Consider the following 19,047-nt stretch of genomic DNA (forward strand, 5'->3'; position numbering starts at 1 on the left):
CGCCGCCACTTGCACACCCGGTTATTCGTCCGGCTTTTGCATAAGATAGATCGCAGGGTTGACGAGACTCGTTTGCAGGCAGCGGGTGAGCGGCGCCTCCAGCTTGGCATGAGTGAACGTGCACACGCTCCGGGGAGGCAAGCCTCTTGTGTGTGGTTGACGATTGAAGGAGATTGACAAATGAGTGATCAGACAAATGACGGCGCGCCTCCCGTGCAACTGTGGACCCGGGACGGATTCATGGGCGCGATTTCTGTCGTAACGCGCTCGACATACGGGCCGGACTACCTTTCCGTGGAGGGTCCGCACGCGCCACGGCGAGCCGTGCTTGATCGATTGATCCCTGACGATCACGACGATGCGCAAGCTCTTCCCACAACGGTGGCTACCTCCAAACAGGGCGTCAAGTTGCTTGTGTCCGGTCGGCGCGAGCCAATGCCTTATGTGGTCCGAAATGTCGAAGCGGACGAAATTCATTTCATCCAGTCGGGCAGTGTCAAATTCGAAACTGACGTGGGTTCTCTAACGGCTGAGGAAGGTGACTTCGTTTGTATCCCGCGGGCGATAGCGTACCGATACGCACCGACCGGCGACGCCATGCGCAGCATCATTGTCGAAAGCCCGTCGGCTTTGAAACTCTCGCCTCCGGCGCCGACAGGAATGCTCAACGTCGCGCGTGACCTGAAGCAGGCCAGGGTCGATCCGGAGATTCCCGCCGGCGGACCGACGAAACTGATATTGAAGGCTTCCGACGGCGAGAACACGGTGTTCACCATGCCGCATGACCCGCTGTCTCTTGGTCTGCAACTGTCGGAGTCGGTTCCCGTGTGGAAGCTGAATCTGAACAAGATTCAGGTTCTCACCTATTTGCCCGAAGGCGGGCCTCCAAGTCCGTTTCTATCGTCCGGTACGGGGGACGCGCTGATGTTCAACCTGAGTTCACGAGTGTCGAGCCGCCCCCCGGTTCATATCAACGCGGACTTCGATGAGGTGATCTGTTATGTGCGAGGACCTGGTGTCTGGGGAGGGTGCTCGGAGCCTGGCACGCTGACCTGGGTGCCGAAGGGCGTCATTCACCACGGGCCTGCCGAGAATGTTCCCGAGACCTATCAGGCGTGGTTGCTGGAAACGCGCGCGACGCTTCGCTGGACGCCCAAGGCGATTGCGGCCTCGCAGTTGATGGAGACAGGCGAATACGGACCGCATCCGAGCGCGGGCAAGTAACGCTGGCGTTTGGGCAGGTCCGCATCACCGTTCGCAAAACATACGCAAGTATCTTCCCGCTTTGCATGGGACCAGAGCAAACGCTATGGGACCAGAGTAAGGCGCTAAAGCGCCAACTCTGGTCGACACGTCAAATCTGGTCGACATTGGAGACAACCTTGGAATCGAGACTTCAACAGTTTCTCGACGAGGCAGAGATCAAGCGCGTTCATATCCGCTACTGCCGGGGTATCGACCGCATGGACTGGGATCTCGTGCGCTCGTGTTATCACCCGGATGCGATCGATCGTCACGGGGCTTATAACGGCGGAGTGGAAGGGTTCATTGATTGGGCCGCGCAATTGTTGCCGACCCTTGAATGCACACAGCACTTTACCGGCAACCAGTACGTGGTGGTTCATGGGGATGTGGCGTACGCGGAGCACTACGCGCAGGCATTCCACAGAACGAAGCCTGAGGGCGACAAGCCCGCCATGGACTGGGTCGTGAACATCCGCTACGTCGACCGGATGGAGCGGCGAAACGGTGAGTGGCGTATCGCCGATCGGGTCGTGGTGCTCGATTCTCAGCGGTCGGACCCCGTCCCCGCCGACTTGCCGCTACTCGAGAACTCCAACGTCGGCCGGCGTGATAAGGATGATCCGTCGTACAAATACGGGTTCGTCTGAAGTCCTTACGGTCGTAACGAAGTCACTTTTTGGTTCTGAGGAAGCAATGGAAAAACGTTTTCGTGTGGGCATTGTCGGGCTGAGCGCCGAGCGTGGTTGGGCTACTACAGCCCATATTCCAGCACTGCGCGCCCTGTCGGATGTATTTGAAATCGCGGGCGTGGCAAACACCAGCCTGGCGAGTGCGCAGGCTGCTGCCGCCGCTTTTGACATTCCACACGCCTTTGGGAGCGTCGCGGAACTCGTCGCCTCTCCGGACATTGATGCCGTGGTTGTAACGGTAAAGGTCCCCTACCATAAGGACGTGGTCGCGGCGGCGCTTGCGGCTGGGAAAAATGTCTACTGCGAATGGCCGCTTGGAAATGGGCTTGCCGAAGCCACCGAGCTCGCTGGCCTCGCGAATGAAACGAAGGCGCTGGCGGTCATTGGAACTCAGGCGATTGCGTCGCCCGAAGTGCAATTCGTTCGCAAGCTCGTGGCTGACGGGTACATCGGAGACGTGCTGTCATCGACATACATCAGTGCCGGGGTAAGCTGGGGCGAACAGGTGCCACGCGGTGACGCTTATGCCATGGACTCCAAGAACGGCGCGACGCTGCTGTCAGTTATCGGAGGGCATGCCATTGCGGCGGTGCAAAGCGTACTGGGGCCTATCCGCGAGATTGGCGCCGTATTGTCGCAGCGCCGGCAAACAGTGAGCATTGTTGGCACGGAGGAGAGCATCCCCTTGAAGACGCCCGATCACGTGATGATGAACGCAGTGCTTCAGTCCGGCGCGCCTCTGTCTTTGCAGATTCGGGGCGGTTTGCCGCGCGGAATAAAGTTGCTATGGGAGATCAATGGAACCGAGGGTGACCTGCGCATCACCGCCGCGATCGAACAGGCTCCTGTGGTGAACATCTCGCCGCTGCGTGTGGAAGCGGGTCGCAAAGGCCAGGACGGCTACGCCGAGCTTGAGATACCGAAATCGTACTACTTCGGTCTTGAGGATGCTGCAGCGGCCCGAAACGTAGCAGGAATATACCGGATGATGGCTGACGATCTGCGTCTCGGAACTCACGCGGCTCCCAACTTCGATGACGCGCTCGAGCTTCACAAGGTTCTATCCGCGATTGAGCGGTCCGATCAGACAGGTCGACGGGTGCAACTCGGCTGACCGGCTGGGCGGGCGGTTCTTTGGCGACGGCTTCCAGTAGATATGCTTGCCACGCGCTGAATCGGTTCGGATAACTATGAAATTCTCAGCAACGATGAAATTTCAAAATAGACTGAAACCATCTCGCATGGGACCAGAGTGAGGAGACAAACGATGAAACGGGCTTCGCTCGTTGACGTCCAGGGGTTCATCAATGAGCACCCGTTCGGCCGCTTTCAACGACTCATTTTCTTCATGTGCTTCGTGATTGTCCTGCTCGATGGTTTCGACACCGCGGCAATCGGTTTCATCGCGCCGTCGTTACTGACCGAGTGGCATCTGGCAAAGCCCGATCTCGCGCCCGTCCTGAGTGCCGCGCTGTTTGGCCTCGCGTTTGGTGCGCTCGTGTCCGGGCCTTTGTCCGACCGCGTCGGACGGCGCTCCCTGATGATCGGGTCCGTGTTCCTCTTCGGTGTTGCCTGCGTCGTGTCCGCGTTCTCAACGAGCATCGGTCAACTGACCGTGCTGCGCTTCATGACGGGCATCGGCCTCGGTGCAGCAATGGCTAACGCGGTGACGATGATGGACGAGTTTTGCTCGACCCGGCGCCGGGCCACCGTGACGAGCCTCATGTGCTGCGGATTCCCGCTCGGCGCGGCGCTGGGCGGATTGCTTGCGGCATGGCTGGTTCCCCATGCCGGCTGGCGAAGTGTCCTGATGCTGGGCGGCGTCACGCCGATACTTCACGGTCTCCTGCTGTTGCTCAGGATGCCGGAATCGGTACGCTTCATGGTGTCCAACGGCAAACCCGTGGAGCGCATTCGCGCGGTTCTGGCGCGCATCTCCGATGAAGCAATCAATGCCGGCGGCTTCGTACTGACCGAGAGCGCGCCGGCAACGGGCGGCAACGGCCTCGGCCTCGTGCTGTCGCGTTCATACATCGTCGGTACATTGATGTTGTGGCTCGCAGCCTTCATTGGACTCCTGATTATCTACGCGTTATTCAACTGGATGCCGATTCTGCTGAAGGATGCAGGCCTGAGCCTGAAGAGCGCGACGCTGATCTCCGCGCTGTTCCCGCTTGGTGGTGTGGGCGCGGTGCTGTGCGGCGCGCTGATGGATCGCTTCAATGCAAATCTCGTGATTGCCGCGTGCTACGCGCTCGCCGCGATCAGCCTCTTTTGTATTGGAGCGAGCGCGGGAAACGTAGCCTTGCTCGTGCCGATCGTACTCGTGTCCGGTGTGCTGATGAACACCGCACAGGCCTCGATGAATGCGCTTGCGGCGGGGTTTTATCCGACTGAAGGGCGCGGCACCGGTGTCGCCTGGATGCTCGGCATGGGCCGCTTTGGCGGTATTGCAGGCTCGTTTCTCGTGGCTGAACTCGTACGCTGGCATGTCACGTTCGTCGGTGTCTTTGCGACGATCGCCGTTGCCGGAGGGATATCGTGCATCGCTTTGCTCGTCAAGCAGATCGCACCGCCGCGGGTCTTGAACTCTGCGCCCGACGCAAACCTGATCGCCGAGTCATTGACCGGCCGCTAGGGCCTCTTCAACGTTGCAATCAATCACCATTCGAGGAGGAAACTCGACATGTTCACCGAGGCGCCCACAGCAGCATTCGACTACGCATCGGAAGTGTACGAAGCAGTCGATTCGAAGGACGAGCGGCGCTTGGCGCGCTTCTTGACGGAAAACTGCACGTTTGTTTATGCCAATAGCGAGCCCGTCGTCGGACGCGAAAATATCGCCGAGTCGTCGAAGAACTTCCTGGCGTTGATCGCCGGCATCAAGCACCAACTGCTTGATGTCTGGGCGTTCGACGATGTCATTGTCTCGCGGCTCGAAGTGACCTACACGCGCAAGGACGGATCGACACTGACCGTGCCGGCCGTGACGATCTGGCGGATGCGCAATAAGCAAATCGACGACTACCGTATCTACATCGACGTTGCGCCGCTGTTCGCGCATTGATTGCGGAGAGGCATAGACGCATGGACCGGGTTCTTGAAGGCAAGACGATCATCGTCACGGGCGGTGGTTCAGGTATCGGGCGGGCGGCGGCCATTGCGTGCGCTGCAGCAGGAGCGCGCGTGGTGGTAGCGGACATCGCCGTGGCGCTGGGGGAGGACACCGTATCGGCGATTCAACAGCAGGACGGCGAGGCGATCTTCGTGGCGACCAATGTTGCCGATGAAGCACAAGTCGAAGCGCTCGTGGCGGCAGCGGTAGACAAATTCGGACGGCTCGACGGCGCGTTCAACAACGCCGGCCTCGCCCAGACGAACGTCTTGCTGCACGACCTGAGCGCTACGCAATGGCGCCGTATTCAAAGCGTCAACTATGACGGCGTATTCTTCTGCATGAAACACGAGATACGCGCGATGCTGCAAAGCGGCGGGGGCGCCATCGTCAACACATCGTCCACGCTTGGCCGGGTGGCGGTGCCACTTTCGGCCGACTACTGCGGGTCGAAGGGCGGGGTATTGGGATTGACCAAAGGCGCGGCGCTCGACTATGGCCGCCAGCATATCCGCGTCAACGCCATTCTCCCCGGCGCGGTGGATACGCCGATGGTCCATGCGCTTACGTCGGATCCGCAATTTGCGGACTTGCTCGAGAAGCTCCGGGCATCTCACCCGGTCGGGCGTATCGGCTCACCCGAGGAAATCGCTGCCGCTGCGGTGTGGCTCCTGTCGGATAAGTCGTCCTTCGTGACGGGCGCTGAACTGGCCGTGGACGGCGGCTTTCTCGCTACATGACAAGTCTGGAGGTTTTTTTTGACGCCTACGGAATAGCGGACATGGATTTACATGTAAATTGACAGGCCAAGGCAACACGATCATGTCCGGCCCGTTAATGCGGGCTGGTCAGCCAGTTACCACAAGACTGGCTAATTTCCCCCCGCGGTACCACCGCAGATATAGGAAGGAGGTCGAGAATGTCCAAAGTTCTGGTTCTGTACTATTCCTCGTATGGCCATATCGAAACGATGGCGGAAGCCGTCGCCGAGGGCGCGCGCTCCACGGGTGCCACCGTCGATATCAAGCGAATCCCGGAAACAGCGCCAAAAGAGGTCGCCGAGGCCGCTCACTTCAAGCTGGACCAGAAGGCGCCGGTCGCCGCGATCGCCGAACTCGCCGATTACGACGCCATCATTGTCGGCACGCCGACCCGGTTCGGGCGCATCGCGTCGCAGACGGCTTCATTCCTGGATCAGGGCGGCGGCTTGTGGATGAAGGGCGCGCTGGTCGGCAAAGTGGGCGGCGCCTTCACTTCGACCGGGACCCAGCATGGCGGACAAGAAGTGACGTTGTTCTCGGTGATCACCAACCTTCTGCACTTCGGCATGGTCATTGTCGGCCTGCCGTACAGTTTCGCGGGGCAGATGACCTTGGACGAAGTGGTCGGCGGTTCTCCGTACGGCGCTACGACGATCGCCGGTACACAAGGTCAGCGCCAGCCGAGCGCAATCGATCTCGACGGCGCCCGCTTCCAGGGCGAACTGGTCGCCCGGACGGCAAACAAGCTGTTTGGCTGATCGTCAGCCAGATTCGCACTGTCGACGCGCGAACGAATCGGCCAGGCGGATGCCGCCTGGCCGACATCGGCATCACCATACCGGCCGCCGTTCTAGCGCTGCCGGTTCAGATCCTCGAATCCTGCAACGAGCGCATCGAGCAGGTGACGCACAGCCGGAACCATGCCTCGGCGCGTGGGGAAGATCGCATGGACGAGACCCGGCGTGCTGGCCAGACCTGGCAGCAGATGCTGCAGGCGGCCGGCCTGGATATCGGCCTCAACGAGTTCCCTGGGCAGCATTGCCACGCCGACGCCAGATAGCGCCGCAACCCGAAGGCTGGCGAGGTCGTCGGTCGCGAGACGCGGTTGGTGTGCCCACGACGTCACACGTCCTTCAGTATCGACGAGGTCCCAGACAAATCGCTCGCTGTTGCTGGCCATGGAAAGCGTGGGCCATTCCTTCACCGATTCGATCGAACTGGGCACAACATGGCGCGCGGCCAATGCGGGACTGGCAACCAGAATGCGGACCGACAAGCCCAACTGGCGCACGGCAAGATCGGTGTTCTCCAGTGGCGGAAGTCTGACCCGGATCGCAAAGTCCAGGCCTTCCTCGACCACATCCACGCGGCGATTGGTTGCATCCAGCAGGACCTGGACATCGGGGTTCTCTTGTATGTACCGCGCGATCATCGTGGAGATGCCGGACTCCAGCAAGGCCACGGCGCAGGCGATGCGAACGGTGCCCTGCGGCTTTGAGCGCGTGCGGTCCACGATATCCTTGGCAGCCTTGGCCTCCGCCACCAGCGCGAGGCAATGCTGGTGGAACTGCCGCCCGGTTTCCGTCAAAGACAGGCTTCTGCTGGTGCGATTGAGCAGGCGCACGCCCAGTTCTTCTTCCAGAGCGCGAATGCGCCGGCTGAGTTTCGACGTCTGCAGTCCGAGGCTGCGCGCGGCCGCCGTGTAGCTTCCATGCTCGACCACCTCCGAGAAGAGCCGAAGATCATTGAGGTCAGTGATTGCGTTCATAGGCAGCCTTTGACTCGTTCTTATCGTTCTATCAGCAGCAACGATGCGTTCCAGTTCAGTATCTATACGCCGGTTCATTGCGAATATAGCATTCGTCTCAGCGCTTGTACCAGCATCGAGTTCGGTGGCCGGCACAAGTGAGAAGCGTCGCATTTGCGAAAAGCGGGGAACGGGAAACGGAGACGGACATGCTCACACACAGGCGTTGGGAATCATTGGACAGGGCGGATCTCGGCTGGCTGCGTGCGAAACACCATTTCGTGGTCAGCGCCGATGGAAACCCCGCGCACGCTGCGCTAGGTCCCCTGATCGTCTGGAACGACGACGAGATCGCCAGTGGCAGCGGTTTCCCCATGCACGGGCACCGCGACATGGAGATCATCACCTATGTGCGCCAGGGCCTGCTCGGGCATCGGGACACCCTGGGATCCGAGGGAACCATCCACGCGGGTGACGTGCAGGTCATGAGCGCCGGCACGGGCATACGTCATACCGAGTTCAACCGGGGCGAGGCGCCGCTCAAGCTCTACCAGATCTGGCTTTTACCTCGTGAAGCCGGTGGCAAACCCGCGTGGGGCACCAAGCCTTTCCCCAAAGGGGACCGCTCAGGACGATTCGTAGTCCTTGCCAGCGGGTTTGCCGAGGACGAAGGTGCGCTGCCTGTTCGCGCCGATGCGCGTGTGCTTGGCGCGATGCTGAAGGCAGGTGAAAGCGTTCGACACGAGTTGAGTCCGGCGCGCCGTGCCTATCTGGTCGTGGCCTCGGGACGCATCGAAGTGAACGGCGAGCCCGTCGGGCCGCTGGATGGCGTGGCGATCACGAAGGTCGCTGCAGCGCAGATTTCCGCTCTTGAAGATTCCGAGCTGGTGATGGTGGACGCCGGCTGATTCCCTTTTTCGTTATCCACCTCCGCAAATTTATGTCAGGAGATTGTCATGGAACGTTTTAAATTTCTTCCGCTGTTAGGTCGTATCTTGATCGGTGGGCCGTTTGTCATGAGCGGACTGGGCAAACTCGCAGCGTACAGTGCGACCGTTGGCTATATCGCGGCAATGGGTCTGCCCGTGCCGCCACTCGCGTTTCTTGTGTCCGTGCTGATCGAGCTGGGCGGTGGACTGCTGCTGTTGTCGGGCTACCGGGCTCGCTTTGTGTCGCTGGCGATGGCGGTGTTCTGTGTGGTCACTGCGCTGTTCTTTCACCACAACTTCGCGGATCAAAACCAGATGATTCACTTCCTCAAGAACGTGATGATGGCCGGTGGTCTCCTGCAAATCACCTGGTTCGGCGCCGGCGCGTTCAGCCTGGACGCGCGCTCGGGCCGGATCGTCTTGCGTGCTACGCCTCTGAACGCGGGCTGATCAGACGAATCCGTCGAGGTGTTTCGCTTGCCTGATCCGAGTGAAATCGCCTCGTTCTCTGAAGAAGATGGAGCATTGTCAGCTATGCAAACTATTTCACATACGTCCGATTCATCGCTTCGCGGCGACGCCATAGTCACGCGAACCACTGGGCGGCAACACGGTCCTGTCAATCGGCTGGTCAGCCCGTCCGACCTTGGAGAGTTGCTGAAACCCTTCGTCTTTCTCGACTATTTCGATAGCTCGATGGGACCCGAAATGCGCTTCTCCATGCATCCTCATTCCGGGCTCGCCACGACGACCGTGCTGCTGGAAGGTGAAGTCGACTACGAAGACACGACAGGCGCATCAGGGATCATGCCGGCCGGCGGCGTCGAGTGGATGAATGCGGGCAGGGGCGTGTGGCATGACGGCCGTGCCAGAGGCAACGGACCCGTGCGCGGCTATCAGTTGTGGGTCGCGTTGCCCCCCGAGCTCGAACTGGGCGAGCCTTATAGCCAGTATTTATCTGCGAGCGAAGTGCCTCGCATCGGGCCGGCCCGCGTGATCCTGGGTCGGTATGGAGACGCCGAAAGCCCGATACCCGCACCGCGTGGCATCAACTACCTGCTCGTGCAGCTTTCTGCTGGAGAACAGTGGCAGTACACGCTGCCGGCCGGCTACGACGTCGCCTGGCTAAGTGTTCAACGTGGCGCGCTACACATTGCTGATGAACCGGTCTCGGGTGAGCTCGTCGTGTTGGGCGAATCCGAGGGCGTCTTGACATTCACCGCCGACGAAGATTCGGAGTTCGTCCTGGGCTCCGCGGTCCCGCATCCGCACGATCTCGTGCTTGGCTATTACTCGGTTCATACCTCATCAGAGGCGTTGCGCGTGGGGGAGGCCAAAATCGGCGAGATCGGGACGCAACTGCGTCACCGTGGCCGCATCGGGTAATCCGCCAAAAGCGATATCGGCAGGACGCGAATACGCGAATACTCTACCGGGAACACCTCATGCAAAACGTACATGCTGGTAACGCGGCCATTCCGGCCATCGGCTTCGGCACTTATGGAATGAGTGCCGCCGACGTCTATCGATTGATTCCCGCGGCCCTTGGCGCCGGCTTTCGTCATATCGACACCGCGCAAATCTATCGTAACGAGGGCGAAATAGGCGAGTGCGTGGCCGCGTCCGGCATTCCAAGAAGCGAAATTTTTCTGACGACCAAAGTCTGGGTCAGCAACTACTCGGAGCGGTTGTTCGAAGCATCGGTCAATGAGAGCCTCCGAAAGCTCAAGACCGACTATATCGATCTGCTCTTGCTGCACTGGCCTGGTTCGGACGTGCCGCTGGCCGAGCAGATCGCGGGACTCAATGCGGTCGTACGCGCCGGCAAGGTAAAGCACATTGGCGTCAGCAATTTCAACCGCGCGCTGATGACGGAATCTATCGGCCTCTCTGCTGCTCCTCTCGTGACGAATCAGTTCGAATACCATCCGTATCTGAACCAGTCCCGGCTCATCGAGAGCACGCTACAGGCGGGGCTTACCGTGACAGGATATTGCGGCATGGCGATTGGCCGCGTTTTCTCGGATCCGACGCTCAAGGAGATCGCGGCCCGTTATGACAAAACCATCGCCCAGATCGTCTTGCGGTGGCTTGTTCAACAGCGCGGCGTTGTGGCGCTTTCGAGAACCACCCGGATCGATCGACTGGCGCAGAACCTGGCGGTATTCGACTTTGAACTGGATGGTGCGGACATGGCGGCAATACACTCATTGGCGACGGAGGATAGCCGCATTGTCGATCCGCCCGGACTCGCCCCGCAGTGGGACAGCACGAGTGTTTGACTACGAGTGCCCGGTGGCTAGTGGTGACCAGTGGAGAGCCGATTCCGTTAGTTCATCGACTCTCCGTCGCGTCCGCCCGGACGCCTCTTCCTTCAGGTCCGCAAGCCGAGTATGTCCGTAGGCTCAGGCATTCATTCCGCCATCCACGGTAAGGTTCGTTCCGGTTATGTACGAGGACTCCGGGCCGGCAATGAACGCCACCATGGCGGCGATCTCCTCAACGCGCCCGTACCGGTCGAGCGCCGTGGCGGCCTTCTGCGGCACCGCCCAATCGCCGGAGGCGGGGTTCAGGTCTGTATCAATCGGACCAGGCTGGACATTGTTGACCGTGATGCCCCGGCCTCCTACCTCTCTGGAGAGCGCCTGAGTGAACATTCTGACCGCTGCCTTCGTGGCTGCGTAGGGCACCAGCCCGGGCGCAATGGCACGCTCGCCCACCGCCGAACCGATCATGATGATGCGGCCGCCATCACCCAGGTGCTTCAGCGCAGCCTTCGTCGTGGCAAATACGCCGCGGATGTTGATGTCGATCACTCGATCCATCTCCTCCAGCGTCGTGTCTTCGAATGTTTTCGGAATGGCCGTGCCGGCATTGTTCACCAGCACATCCAGCCGGCCGAATGTCGCGACGGTTTTTTCGACCGCGGCTTCGACGGCTTTGACGTCGGCAGCGTCCGCCTGGATCGCAATCGCCTTTCCGCCATTCAGTTCAATCTCTTTGACCACGCCTGAGGCCGCGCTGGCGTCCTTCGCGTATGTAATAGCCACGCTCGCTCCGTCCGCGGCCAAACGTTTCGCGATTGCTGCGCCGATCCCCCGCGAACCACCGGTAACGAGCGCCACTTTCTGGGTCAACTTGGACATGTGATTTCCTTGAATTTTCGGTGAGTGAATCAATGCGTCACCGATTTAGTTGATGAATCATTGGTTAGTGAACGTCAATTAATCAGGATCGCTAATATTCCGATATGAAGGAAAGCCGCGGGGAGCCAGGAATCTCTGCATATCGTCAAGCCAGACCCGATCTATTCCGTCGACGTCTGCGGGCGGCACAAACTCGTCAGGCCCTACGTATCTCAAGCGCGATTGAACGTAGCGCTTAACTTAACGCTCCACATCGGGCAGGCTCGCTATCGACCGCCTTGTTGATGTAGTGACTATAGGTTTGCGCGGAGCTTGCCGCAAAGACTTTGTAAGCAGGGGGCCATGCCTTTCAGGCATGAAGACGAAGCTGAGGCAGCTTCCAGATAACGCGGGCGGGATGGCGGGAAAGACAACACAAAGCACTGTGCATCGGGGTATTCGCACTTGCCCCGATGCACAGTGCTCCTTCGACACTACGCAGTCTTAGAACGCGTGTTTGACGCCGACAGTGATGGCGACCTGACTGTTGGTCGACGAAGGCGAAAGCGTGTTGATGGTGGCGTTGTTAAGCGCCGAGCCGTCGGCACCGCCACTGACGTGCTGATAGACACCTTCCGCATACAAGTCCGTGCGCTTGCTGAGCGAGTAATCCGTCTGCAGCGTCACTTCATGCCACCTCGGCGATGACGACGTGCCCCCCGTGCTATAGGCGCCGTCGGTGAAGGTGTAGGCGCCTGCCAGGCTCAACGCGGAGGTCAATGCATAACGCGCATTGACCTCGTAGTTGTTCAACCGCAAGCCACCATTCAACGCGACATTTCCTGCACTGCCGGCAAACACGCTAGCCATATTGTCGATCTGCGAATGCGTCCACAACAAACCGACAGTCGCCGGGCCAAACACATAGTTGCCGCCCACGCCCCAGATACGCTGACGCGCTGCGACGAAATCCGCGCTGCCATCGGCTAGTGACACCGCGCCATTGGGATTGGTGTGCCCAACACACCTCCGCCCGCATTGTTCATCTGCAGATAGGCTGCTGCCACGTTGAACGGACCGTGCGCATAGGTCGCGCCAAAACCGTAGGCACGATTGTTCGAGAAACTGTTCGCGTTGTTGCTGAACGAATACGCACCGCCGAACGTGACGCCCGCATAGGACGTGCTCACGTACTTCACCGTGTTGTTCAGGCTCAACGAGTCAGCCGCGAGATTATCGTTGTTGAACGGATGCGCGGAAAGATTGCCGCCATAACCGCTGCCAGCCGCCGATAACGGGCCGAGATAGTCATTCACCGAATCGAACTGCCGCCCGAGCAGCACGGTGCCAAACTGACTGCTTTGCAGGCCCACGTACGCTTGTTCACCGAAGGCGTCGCCGCTGTTGAACTGCGTACCGTTGTTCAGGTTGAAACCGTTCTCGAGCTTGAATACAGCTTGCAGGCCGCCGCCCAGGTCTTCTGCGCCTTTGAGTCCGAAGACGGTGTTTTCGGTTGCCGCACTCGTTTCCTGCCAGGCGCTGTGGCCGCCCTGGTTGTTCGTGTATATAAGGCCGGCATCGATTACCCCATACAGCGTCACACTGCTTTGAGCATGCGCTGAGACAACACAGCCTGCGGATAGGGCGGCTGCCAGGAAAGACGTGTTCAAGGATTTATTCATATTCACAACTCCATGGTGTTACGGCGCTGAGCGCGCTTTGAAACCGCTTGCCGCGGGGTCGAAGTGTCGACCCCGCGCAAACAGACATCGGATACGTGGGAAAGGGGATAGGCCGTGTTCAGGCCATGACGGCGATCTGCCGGGAGCAGGCGTCCAGCGCAATCCGGAGCTGCTCCTTGAGCGTGACCGACGCTTCCATGACGGGTAAGCGCGTCTCGCTTCTGATCACGCTGTCTATCGCCAGTGCCGCCTTTACGCCGGCAGGATTGGGCGCGGCGAACAGGAGCTTGATCACCGGCTTGAGCGCCTCGAAAAACGCAACGGCGTCTTCCGTTCTCGCCGATAAAACCCGTTCGTGGATCTCGGCAAGAATATCGGCGAAAAGATGGGCGCTCGTCAGGATGCCACCCGAGCCGCCTGCGATCAGGCAGTCGACATAGGCATCGTCGTTGCCGCACAGTACGCTGATCGGCAGTTGGCAGAGCTTTTGGAAAGTCGCCGGCACGCACGCCTTGATGGCGACAATATTGGCGCGTTCGACGAGACGCTCGACGGTGCTCGTCTCGATGCAAACGCCGGTGCGATGCGGCACGTCGTACAAAATGATGGGCCGCTCGGTGACGCTCGCCACCTGCTCGAAGTGCCAGCGAATGCCGTTCTGATCGGGGCAGATGTAGGCCGGCGCCGAGACCAGGTATCCGCCGATATCCCAGCGATCCAGTTCGCGGATTTCCTGCACCATGTCGCGTGTATTGATACCACCGACACCCACTACCACCGTCAGGCGTGTCCCGATCACCTCGAACAAGGATCGCAGGACCTTAAGCCGTTCGCTGTGATCGAGCAGCGCCGCTTCGCCTGTCGTTCCTAGCGCGACGAAACCGCTGATCTCCTGGCTCAGATAACGCTCGGCCAGGCGCTGGAGTGCATCGACGTCGACTTGTCCGTCCTTGAACGGCGTGACGATAGGCAACCATATTCCTGACACCATGCTCAACTCCGCTGCGCGCGGCGACCGGCTGCACGCGAAGGATTCAGGTGATTCACAGCGTTTGAAACTGCTGCCGGGCGCGATGCGTGGCCCGCGTGAATGCTCGTTGAGACATCTTCGATCTTCATGATGATTCGCTTCGAATTCCATTCAATTGGATCAAACGAAGCCTATCGGATCGAGCGTAAATGTCCTGTTAAAAAACGCATTTCGTGCGTATAGATTGCGGAGTAGCCTCGTTGACGAACCGATGGATTCGGGCCGTCAGGCGCGTTCCTCCGCAGGGATATCCGCCATGATGGTGGCCAGAATCATCGCTTCAATGTTTCGTGGTGCAGGTTTGACAAGCCTGGGTCGAAAGACGATATCGCCTGTAGCGATGGCCTGGCCACTCAGGGCGCAAATCCCGGCTTTCCTCGCGATACAGCGCCGCCATAACTGTTCACCGTAGCAGCAGGAGGTCGCGTCGCTCCATGCAACCGTTACCGAGGTCTGTCCCTTGCGCTCCAGAACCCGGATGGCGCATTTCCGAAAGTGGACTTCGCCGTATGTCGGGCGGACCTGACTGGACGCAGTGGGCCGGCATACTTCGCCTTCGCCTGAGAGGAGGGCGATCGTCGACAGCCACGTTCTGTCTGCTTCAAAGGGAGCTTGCATGATGTGATTCCTCTCAGCCTCAAAGCTTCATAGCCTCACGCGTTCACGCACCCGTGCGGTCTCGCGCATGAACATCGCAGGCACGATGCCACCGGGCACTACAGACCGGATGCAATCACCAGGCCGTAGTATTCGAATCGAACGGTTCGTCATGCCATGTCATTGATGGTAGGTAGCAGGGCAAAGTACGGCAATTACATGAATCTGGAATCGGCGAGGCCAGGCGCCAGGACGACAGGCCCGCAACGGCCAGCAGGCGGTGGCCGGCCGACCGGACAAAGTCGCATGGGCCAATTACTTGGCGGCCACCTCCTGTTGGGAAACCTGGACGTGCAGGACTGGCAGGACGACGCTGAAGGTTGCTCCATGGCCTTCATTATTGGAGGCGGTAAGGCGGCCCTCATGAGCTTCGATGATGGAGCGCGACACCGCAAGCCCGATGCCCATTCCCTTGCTCTTGGTCGTGACGAATGCGTCGAATATGCTGTCGCCACCAACAATGCCCGAACCGTTATCGATCACCTCGAGCAGCACCGACCAGTCGTCAAGGGGCCTTGCGGTAATGCGAATCTTGGATGTGCGTCCCGAGTTTTCCGTGGCCTCGAGCCCGTTCGAAACAAGGTTGAGAAGGACCTGCTGAATCTGTATCTGGTCGACGAACACCGGAGGCAGGCCATCGGGCAAGTCGAACTCGATGTCGGCGGTACGTTTGGTTTCGTCTTCCCGTAGCAGTCGTACTGATTCGAGCACCATGTCCTTCACATTCCATTCCCTCTTCTGGAATGTTTGCCGCTTGAACAGTGCACGGATGCTCTGCATTGTCTCGTCAGCGGAACGGGCATCCCGAACCACGCTTTCGACCGAAGCCCTGGCCTCCATCAAGTTGGGCGGGGATGCTGCGAGCCACCGTTTGCAAGCCTGTGCATTGGCAATAACGGACGTGAGAGGCTGGTTGAGTTCATGTGCGATGGACGCAGAGAGTTCTGCAACCGTGGCAATCTGGGTTGCCCGGGCGAGTTCGGCCTGAGTCTGTCTGAGCCGGTCCTCTGCACGCTTCGGCTCGTCAATATCAAGGCTGAGTCCGTACCATTGGACAATGTTGCCATCGGAGTCTCTCAGTGCTTCAGCGGTGTGCTGGTACCAACGATAAACCCCGTCCCTGCGACGAAGCCGGGCAACGTGGCAGTACGGTTCGCCAGTCTCGATCGAATGGGCCCACGCTCGACCCACGCTGTCCAGGTCGTCAGGATGGAAAGTCTTCTGATAACCGAGGTCCGCGAGTTGCGACATATCCAAGCCGACAAATTCGGAGGTTTTCCGATTGATGTAGGTGAGCCGCCCTTGCGGGTCATTGCACCAGAGCATGCCCGGGATGGTCTCTATAAGCTCGCGCAGCTGATACTCCCGCTGCTCCAGTACCGCTTGCGTTTGCTTCAGATCGTTGATGTCCGTGCATACGCAGTACCAGTGCAGGATCTGCCCGCTTTCGTCGCGAAACGGTTCACCGCGAGCGAGATACCAGTGCGGTTTCCCATCGGCGCCGGTAACCCGGTACGTGTCCTGGTAGGACACCCCTTCCTGGACAGCTCGCATCCAGCGCGAACGCACACGCGGGCGATCAGCTTCCGGGATGAGGCGAAGTAACATTTCCTTGTCGAATTCTTCTCCGCTCTTTCCCATGAACTTCAGCATTTGCGGATTCCATCTGTCGACATCGCCTTGCGGTGTGGCCCTCCAGATCATCGCGGGCAATGCGTCCACCAGTCTTCGGAGATTAAGCTCTTCCGTGCGAAGGGCCTCCTGGGCTAACTGCCGCTCGTGGATATCCGTTGAAAGACCGTACCAATTCACAATATCGCCGTGAGCATCCCGCGTGGACGTCCCTTTACATTGAAACCAGCGATACGTGTTGTCGGACGCGCGCAGCCGATGAACCCGGTCGTAAGGTCTCCCGCTGTCGAGTGAATCTTGCCAGGCTATAGTGGTGGACGCGGAGTCGTCCGGGTGCACGAGGTGAAGCCATCCGCTCGCTGTCAGCTCCTCGAGCCGTAGTCCGGTGTAGTCTTCGGTGCGCTTGTTCACATATTCAAGGCGCCCACGGGAGTCCATACGCCAGAGCAAACTGGGAAGCGTCTCCGCCAGCCAATTCAGTTGAACTTCACGTTCACGGACGACCTCCTCGGACCTGTAAAGATCATCGATGTCCATGTTCACCGCATACCACTTGTAGACACTTCCGTCCTCGTTGAAATAGGGAACGGAGCGTGAGTGACGCCATCGATAATCGCTGTCACGGTCGGCCCATCGGTAGGTCGTATCGTATGCGCTCTTTTCCCGGACAGAGCGCAGATAACCCGCCTGCACTCTGTCGCGGTCATCGGGGTGAATGAAGCGCAAAAAGCCGAGATTCTGCATGCCGTCGAGCGTCGTTCCGGCTTCCTCAAGAATCTGCCGGTTGACGAAGTCGAAATCGTCCGCGGTCCGTGTAGCGAAGCGGCCCGGCAATCGGTCGAGAAGCTCCCTGGCTTCTCGCTCGCTCGCCGCTAACGCCTGCTGAGCCCTGATGGTTTCTTCAATTTCGATTCCAATGAGATACCAGTTGATGACATCCCCTTTTGAGCAGCGCGATGGCTCGGCCAGAAGATGTTGCCAGCGGTATACGCCATCGTGCTGCAGCATCCTCACGGCAATGTCGACCGGTTTGCGCGCGGCAATGCACGCTTTCCACTGTTGCCGTGCGGCCTGCACGTCATCGGGGTGGATACAGGCCATCCATCGGTCGCCGAGTAGTGCATCCACTGGTCTTCCCAGCGCGGCGACACCGACTCTATTCACGTAGAGAAGCTCGCCGGCGGGATCGCCAACACATATGCATGCGGGCACGCTGTCCACAATGCGCCGATAGGTTTGCTCTTCGGTTCGAAGAAGAAATTCTGCAGTCTTCCGGTCGTGTATGTCCCAGCTCACGACGACCCATCGCAGCAGCCGGCCACTGTCGTTTCTTATGGCCTTGACGCGGCAGAGGAACCATCGGTAGATGCCGTCCGAGCGCCTGAGTCGAAACTCGAGCTCTCCCTGGTCGTTTCCGGACACGACAGCGTCCCAATATCGGTCGTTTGCCTGATGGTCATCCGGGTGGATTGCAGCTCGAAATATGTCGTAGCGATCTACTTCTTTTATGCCCGTGTATTCGCACAGGCTGGGACTGAGGTATTCGATGGAGCCATTGGGCAGTGCAGTCCATGCATGGCCGGGGAAAAGATTGCTGACGCTTTGAAGCGCCTGGTTCCGTTCGCGGAGTTGCTCTTCATCTGTTTTTTGTTTGTGGATGTTCCAGTGCATGCCGTACACGTGCGAGACTTCATTGTTCCGGTCACGTTGCGTATGAAGCACTGCTGCAAACCATTCGTAGGTCCCGGCCCTTGACCTGTAGCGGCACTGGAATTCCTGGGCGTCTCCCGTTTCTTTTGCGCGTTCGAATGCTTGCGCCAGGACCCCTGCGTCGTCCGGATGCGTGAGCGTATTAGGCCAGCGCAGCGCTTCAAACGTTTGGCCCGAATAATCCAGGATTGATTGACTCACATATTCAAGTTCGCCCTCTCCGGTCCGGGACCAGATATTCGGGCTGAGCTGGTCGATCGGCAACTCAAAGGGGTCATCCTTTAATCTGACCGTCGAGCCTCGCTGCCGGGACGGCCGGGACACCAGCTCGGCACAAAGCCATGCCGCGGCGATCGCGATGGCGCAGCGAATGATGGCGTCAGGGGCTGCACGAGGGTGACTGAAAACGAAACTCGAAGCGAACAGTGTTCCGGCGATTCCAAGCGAGGTGAAACCCGCGGCGAGACGCCCGAAGTTGCGGCCGAGAAAGTGCGAGAACAGGACAACCAGAACGAAGCTGAGGCAACCCGTAACAGGTTCGAGTAACCCTGCCGCTCCTGCCACACTTGACACGCCGGCTATGGCAACGCCGAGGGCGGCAACCCGAGGCGAGCGTGGTATCAACACAGTAAGCATGGCAATTTCGGAGGTCGTCGGCGCATTGGCTACTGGTACTCGGCATTCGCCCGCGAATGGCGGGATTTTCAAGCGCAACGTTTCCCTTG

At 59.4% G+C, this 19,047-nt stretch carries 16 protein-coding genes and 1 pseudogene; 11 read left to right on the plus strand and 6 right to left on the minus strand.

What is annotated here, in order from left to right:
• Window positions 1-180 precede the first annotated feature (180 nt).
• The 7 genes from ACSOSP_RS02795 (at window position 181) to wrbA (ending at window position 6,568) form a co-directional block, all read left to right on the plus strand.
• Window positions 181-1,224, plus strand: a complete 1,044-nt coding sequence (locus tag ACSOSP_RS02795) for a homogentisate 1,2-dioxygenase (protein ID WP_455309438.1) — start codon at window positions 181-183, stop codon at window positions 1,222-1,224.
• Between the two features lie 158 nt (window positions 1,225-1,382).
• On the plus strand, window positions 1,383-1,892 hold the full coding sequence (locus ACSOSP_RS02800; RefSeq protein WP_455309439.1) for a nuclear transport factor 2 family protein: 510 nt from the start codon (window positions 1,383-1,385) through the stop codon (window positions 1,890-1,892).
• Between the two features lie 46 nt (window positions 1,893-1,938).
• Window positions 1,939-3,048: a Gfo/Idh/MocA family protein gene (locus tag ACSOSP_RS02805; protein WP_455309440.1), complete on the plus strand. Its 1,110-nt coding sequence runs from the start codon at window positions 1,939-1,941 to the stop codon at window positions 3,046-3,048.
• A gap of 153 nt (window positions 3,049-3,201) precedes the next feature.
• Window positions 3,202-4,572 carry an MFS transporter gene (locus ACSOSP_RS02810; protein ID WP_455309441.1) on the plus strand — a complete coding sequence of 457 codons (1,371 nt, stop codon included), beginning with the start codon at window positions 3,202-3,204 and terminating at the stop codon, window positions 4,570-4,572.
• Window positions 4,573-4,620: 48 nt separating this feature from the next.
• Entirely contained in the window at window positions 4,621-5,001 is a 381-nt protein-coding gene (locus ACSOSP_RS02815) for a nuclear transport factor 2 family protein (protein ID WP_455309442.1), read from the plus strand.
• A gap of 20 nt (window positions 5,002-5,021) precedes the next feature.
• On the plus strand, window positions 5,022-5,789 hold the full coding sequence (locus ACSOSP_RS02820; RefSeq protein ID WP_455309444.1) for a glucose 1-dehydrogenase: 768 nt from the start codon (window positions 5,022-5,024) through the stop codon (window positions 5,787-5,789).
• Between the two features lie 179 nt (window positions 5,790-5,968).
• On the plus strand, window positions 5,969-6,568 hold the full coding sequence (gene wrbA / locus ACSOSP_RS02825; protein ID WP_455309446.1) for an NAD(P)H:quinone oxidoreductase: 600 nt from the start codon (window positions 5,969-5,971) through the stop codon (window positions 6,566-6,568).
• Window positions 6,569-6,660: 92 nt separating this feature from the next.
• Here wrbA and ACSOSP_RS02830 read toward each other — a convergent pair whose 3' ends face one another.
• The gene (locus ACSOSP_RS02830; protein ID WP_455309448.1) at window positions 6,661-7,578 is read right to left on the minus strand and encodes a LysR substrate-binding domain-containing protein; all 918 of its coding nucleotides are present in this window, start codon (window positions 7,576-7,578) and stop codon (window positions 6,661-6,663) included.
• Window positions 7,579-7,766: 188 nt separating this feature from the next.
• On the opposite strand from ACSOSP_RS02830, the gene ACSOSP_RS02835 reads away from it, so the two are divergent.
• From ACSOSP_RS02835 to ACSOSP_RS02850, 4 genes are all read left to right on the plus strand, one after another.
• Window positions 7,767-8,465: a pirin family protein gene (locus ACSOSP_RS02835; protein WP_455309449.1), complete on the plus strand. Its 699-nt coding sequence runs from the start codon at window positions 7,767-7,769 to the stop codon at window positions 8,463-8,465.
• 48 nt (window positions 8,466-8,513) lie between these two features.
• Window positions 8,514-8,936 (plus strand): DoxX family protein, encoded by a 423-nt coding sequence (locus ACSOSP_RS02840; RefSeq protein ID WP_455309451.1) that lies wholly within the window; start codon window positions 8,514-8,516, stop codon window positions 8,934-8,936.
• An 84-nt stretch (window positions 8,937-9,020) separates the two neighbouring features.
• On the plus strand, window positions 9,021-9,872 hold the full coding sequence (locus ACSOSP_RS02845) for a pirin family protein (RefSeq protein WP_455309452.1): 852 nt from the start codon (window positions 9,021-9,023) through the stop codon (window positions 9,870-9,872).
• Between the two features lie 59 nt (window positions 9,873-9,931).
• On the plus strand, window positions 9,932-10,768 hold the full coding sequence (locus ACSOSP_RS02850) for an aldo/keto reductase (protein WP_455309453.1): 837 nt from the start codon (window positions 9,932-9,934) through the stop codon (window positions 10,766-10,768).
• Between the two features lie 123 nt (window positions 10,769-10,891).
• Here ACSOSP_RS02850 and ACSOSP_RS02855 read toward each other — a convergent pair whose 3' ends face one another.
• The 5 genes and pseudogenes from ACSOSP_RS02855 to ACSOSP_RS02875 all read right to left on the minus strand — a co-directional run bounded on the left by ACSOSP_RS02855 (window position 10,892) and on the right by ACSOSP_RS02875 (window position 19,030).
• Window positions 10,892-11,632: an SDR family NAD(P)-dependent oxidoreductase gene (locus ACSOSP_RS02855; protein ID WP_455309454.1), complete on the minus strand. Its 741-nt coding sequence runs from the start codon at window positions 11,630-11,632 to the stop codon at window positions 10,892-10,894.
• Between the two features lie 483 nt (window positions 11,633-12,115).
• Window positions 12,116-13,281: pseudogene (locus ACSOSP_RS02860) on the minus strand (porin).
• Between the two features lie 130 nt (window positions 13,282-13,411).
• Window positions 13,412-14,284 (minus strand): 4-hydroxy-tetrahydrodipicolinate synthase, encoded by an 873-nt coding sequence (dapA, locus tag ACSOSP_RS02865; protein ID WP_455309455.1) that lies wholly within the window; start codon window positions 14,282-14,284, stop codon window positions 13,412-13,414.
• 264 nt (window positions 14,285-14,548) lie between these two features.
• Window positions 14,549-14,941, minus strand: coding sequence for a DUF3331 domain-containing protein (locus ACSOSP_RS02870; protein ID WP_455309456.1), 393 nt, complete (start codon window positions 14,939-14,941; stop codon window positions 14,549-14,551).
• 294 nt (window positions 14,942-15,235) lie between these two features.
• Window positions 15,236-19,030, minus strand: a complete 3,795-nt coding sequence (locus ACSOSP_RS02875) for a PAS domain-containing protein (protein WP_455309457.1) — start codon at window positions 19,028-19,030, stop codon at window positions 15,236-15,238.
• Between the last annotated feature and the right edge of the window lie 17 nt (window positions 19,031-19,047).

The organism is Caballeronia sp. KNU42 (genome assembly GCF_053760385.1).

What these genes read in the sequence shown, in the direction of transcription:
- ACSOSP_RS02810 (WP_455309441.1), top strand. Translation starts at nt 3,202, where the DNA reads ATGAAACGGGCTTCGCTCGTTGACGTCCAGGGGTTCATCAATGAGCAC.
- ACSOSP_RS02845 (WP_455309452.1), top strand. Translation starts at nt 9,021, where the DNA reads ATGCAAACTATTTCACATACGTCCGATTCATCGCTTCGCGGCGACGCC.
- ACSOSP_RS02840 (WP_455309451.1), top strand. Translation starts at nt 8,514, where the DNA reads ATGGAACGTTTTAAATTTCTTCCGCTGTTAGGTCGTATCTTGATCGGT.
- ACSOSP_RS02815 (WP_455309442.1), top strand. Translation starts at nt 4,621, where the DNA reads ATGTTCACCGAGGCGCCCACAGCAGCATTCGACTACGCATCGGAAGTG.
- ACSOSP_RS02850 (WP_455309453.1), top strand. Translation starts at nt 9,932, where the DNA reads ATGCAAAACGTACATGCTGGTAACGCGGCCATTCCGGCCATCGGCTTC.
- dapA (WP_455309455.1), bottom strand. Translation starts at nt 14,284, where the DNA reads ATGGTGTCAGGAATATGGTTGCCTATCGTCACGCCGTTCAAGGACGGA.
- ACSOSP_RS02795 (WP_455309438.1), top strand. Translation starts at nt 181, where the DNA reads ATGAGTGATCAGACAAATGACGGCGCGCCTCCCGTGCAACTGTGGACC.
- ACSOSP_RS02835 (WP_455309449.1), top strand. Translation starts at nt 7,767, where the DNA reads ATGCTCACACACAGGCGTTGGGAATCATTGGACAGGGCGGATCTCGGC.
- ACSOSP_RS02855 (WP_455309454.1), bottom strand. Translation starts at nt 11,632, where the DNA reads ATGTCCAAGTTGACCCAGAAAGTGGCGCTCGTTACCGGTGGTTCGCGG.
- ACSOSP_RS02805 (WP_455309440.1), top strand. Translation starts at nt 1,939, where the DNA reads ATGGAAAAACGTTTTCGTGTGGGCATTGTCGGGCTGAGCGCCGAGCGT.
- ACSOSP_RS02820 (WP_455309444.1), top strand. Translation starts at nt 5,022, where the DNA reads ATGGACCGGGTTCTTGAAGGCAAGACGATCATCGTCACGGGCGGTGGT.
- ACSOSP_RS02830 (WP_455309448.1), bottom strand. Translation starts at nt 7,578, where the DNA reads ATGAACGCAATCACTGACCTCAATGATCTTCGGCTCTTCTCGGAGGTG.
- ACSOSP_RS02870 (WP_455309456.1), bottom strand. Translation starts at nt 14,941, where the DNA reads ATGCAAGCTCCCTTTGAAGCAGACAGAACGTGGCTGTCGACGATCGCC.
- wrbA (WP_455309446.1), top strand. Translation starts at nt 5,969, where the DNA reads ATGTCCAAAGTTCTGGTTCTGTACTATTCCTCGTATGGCCATATCGAA.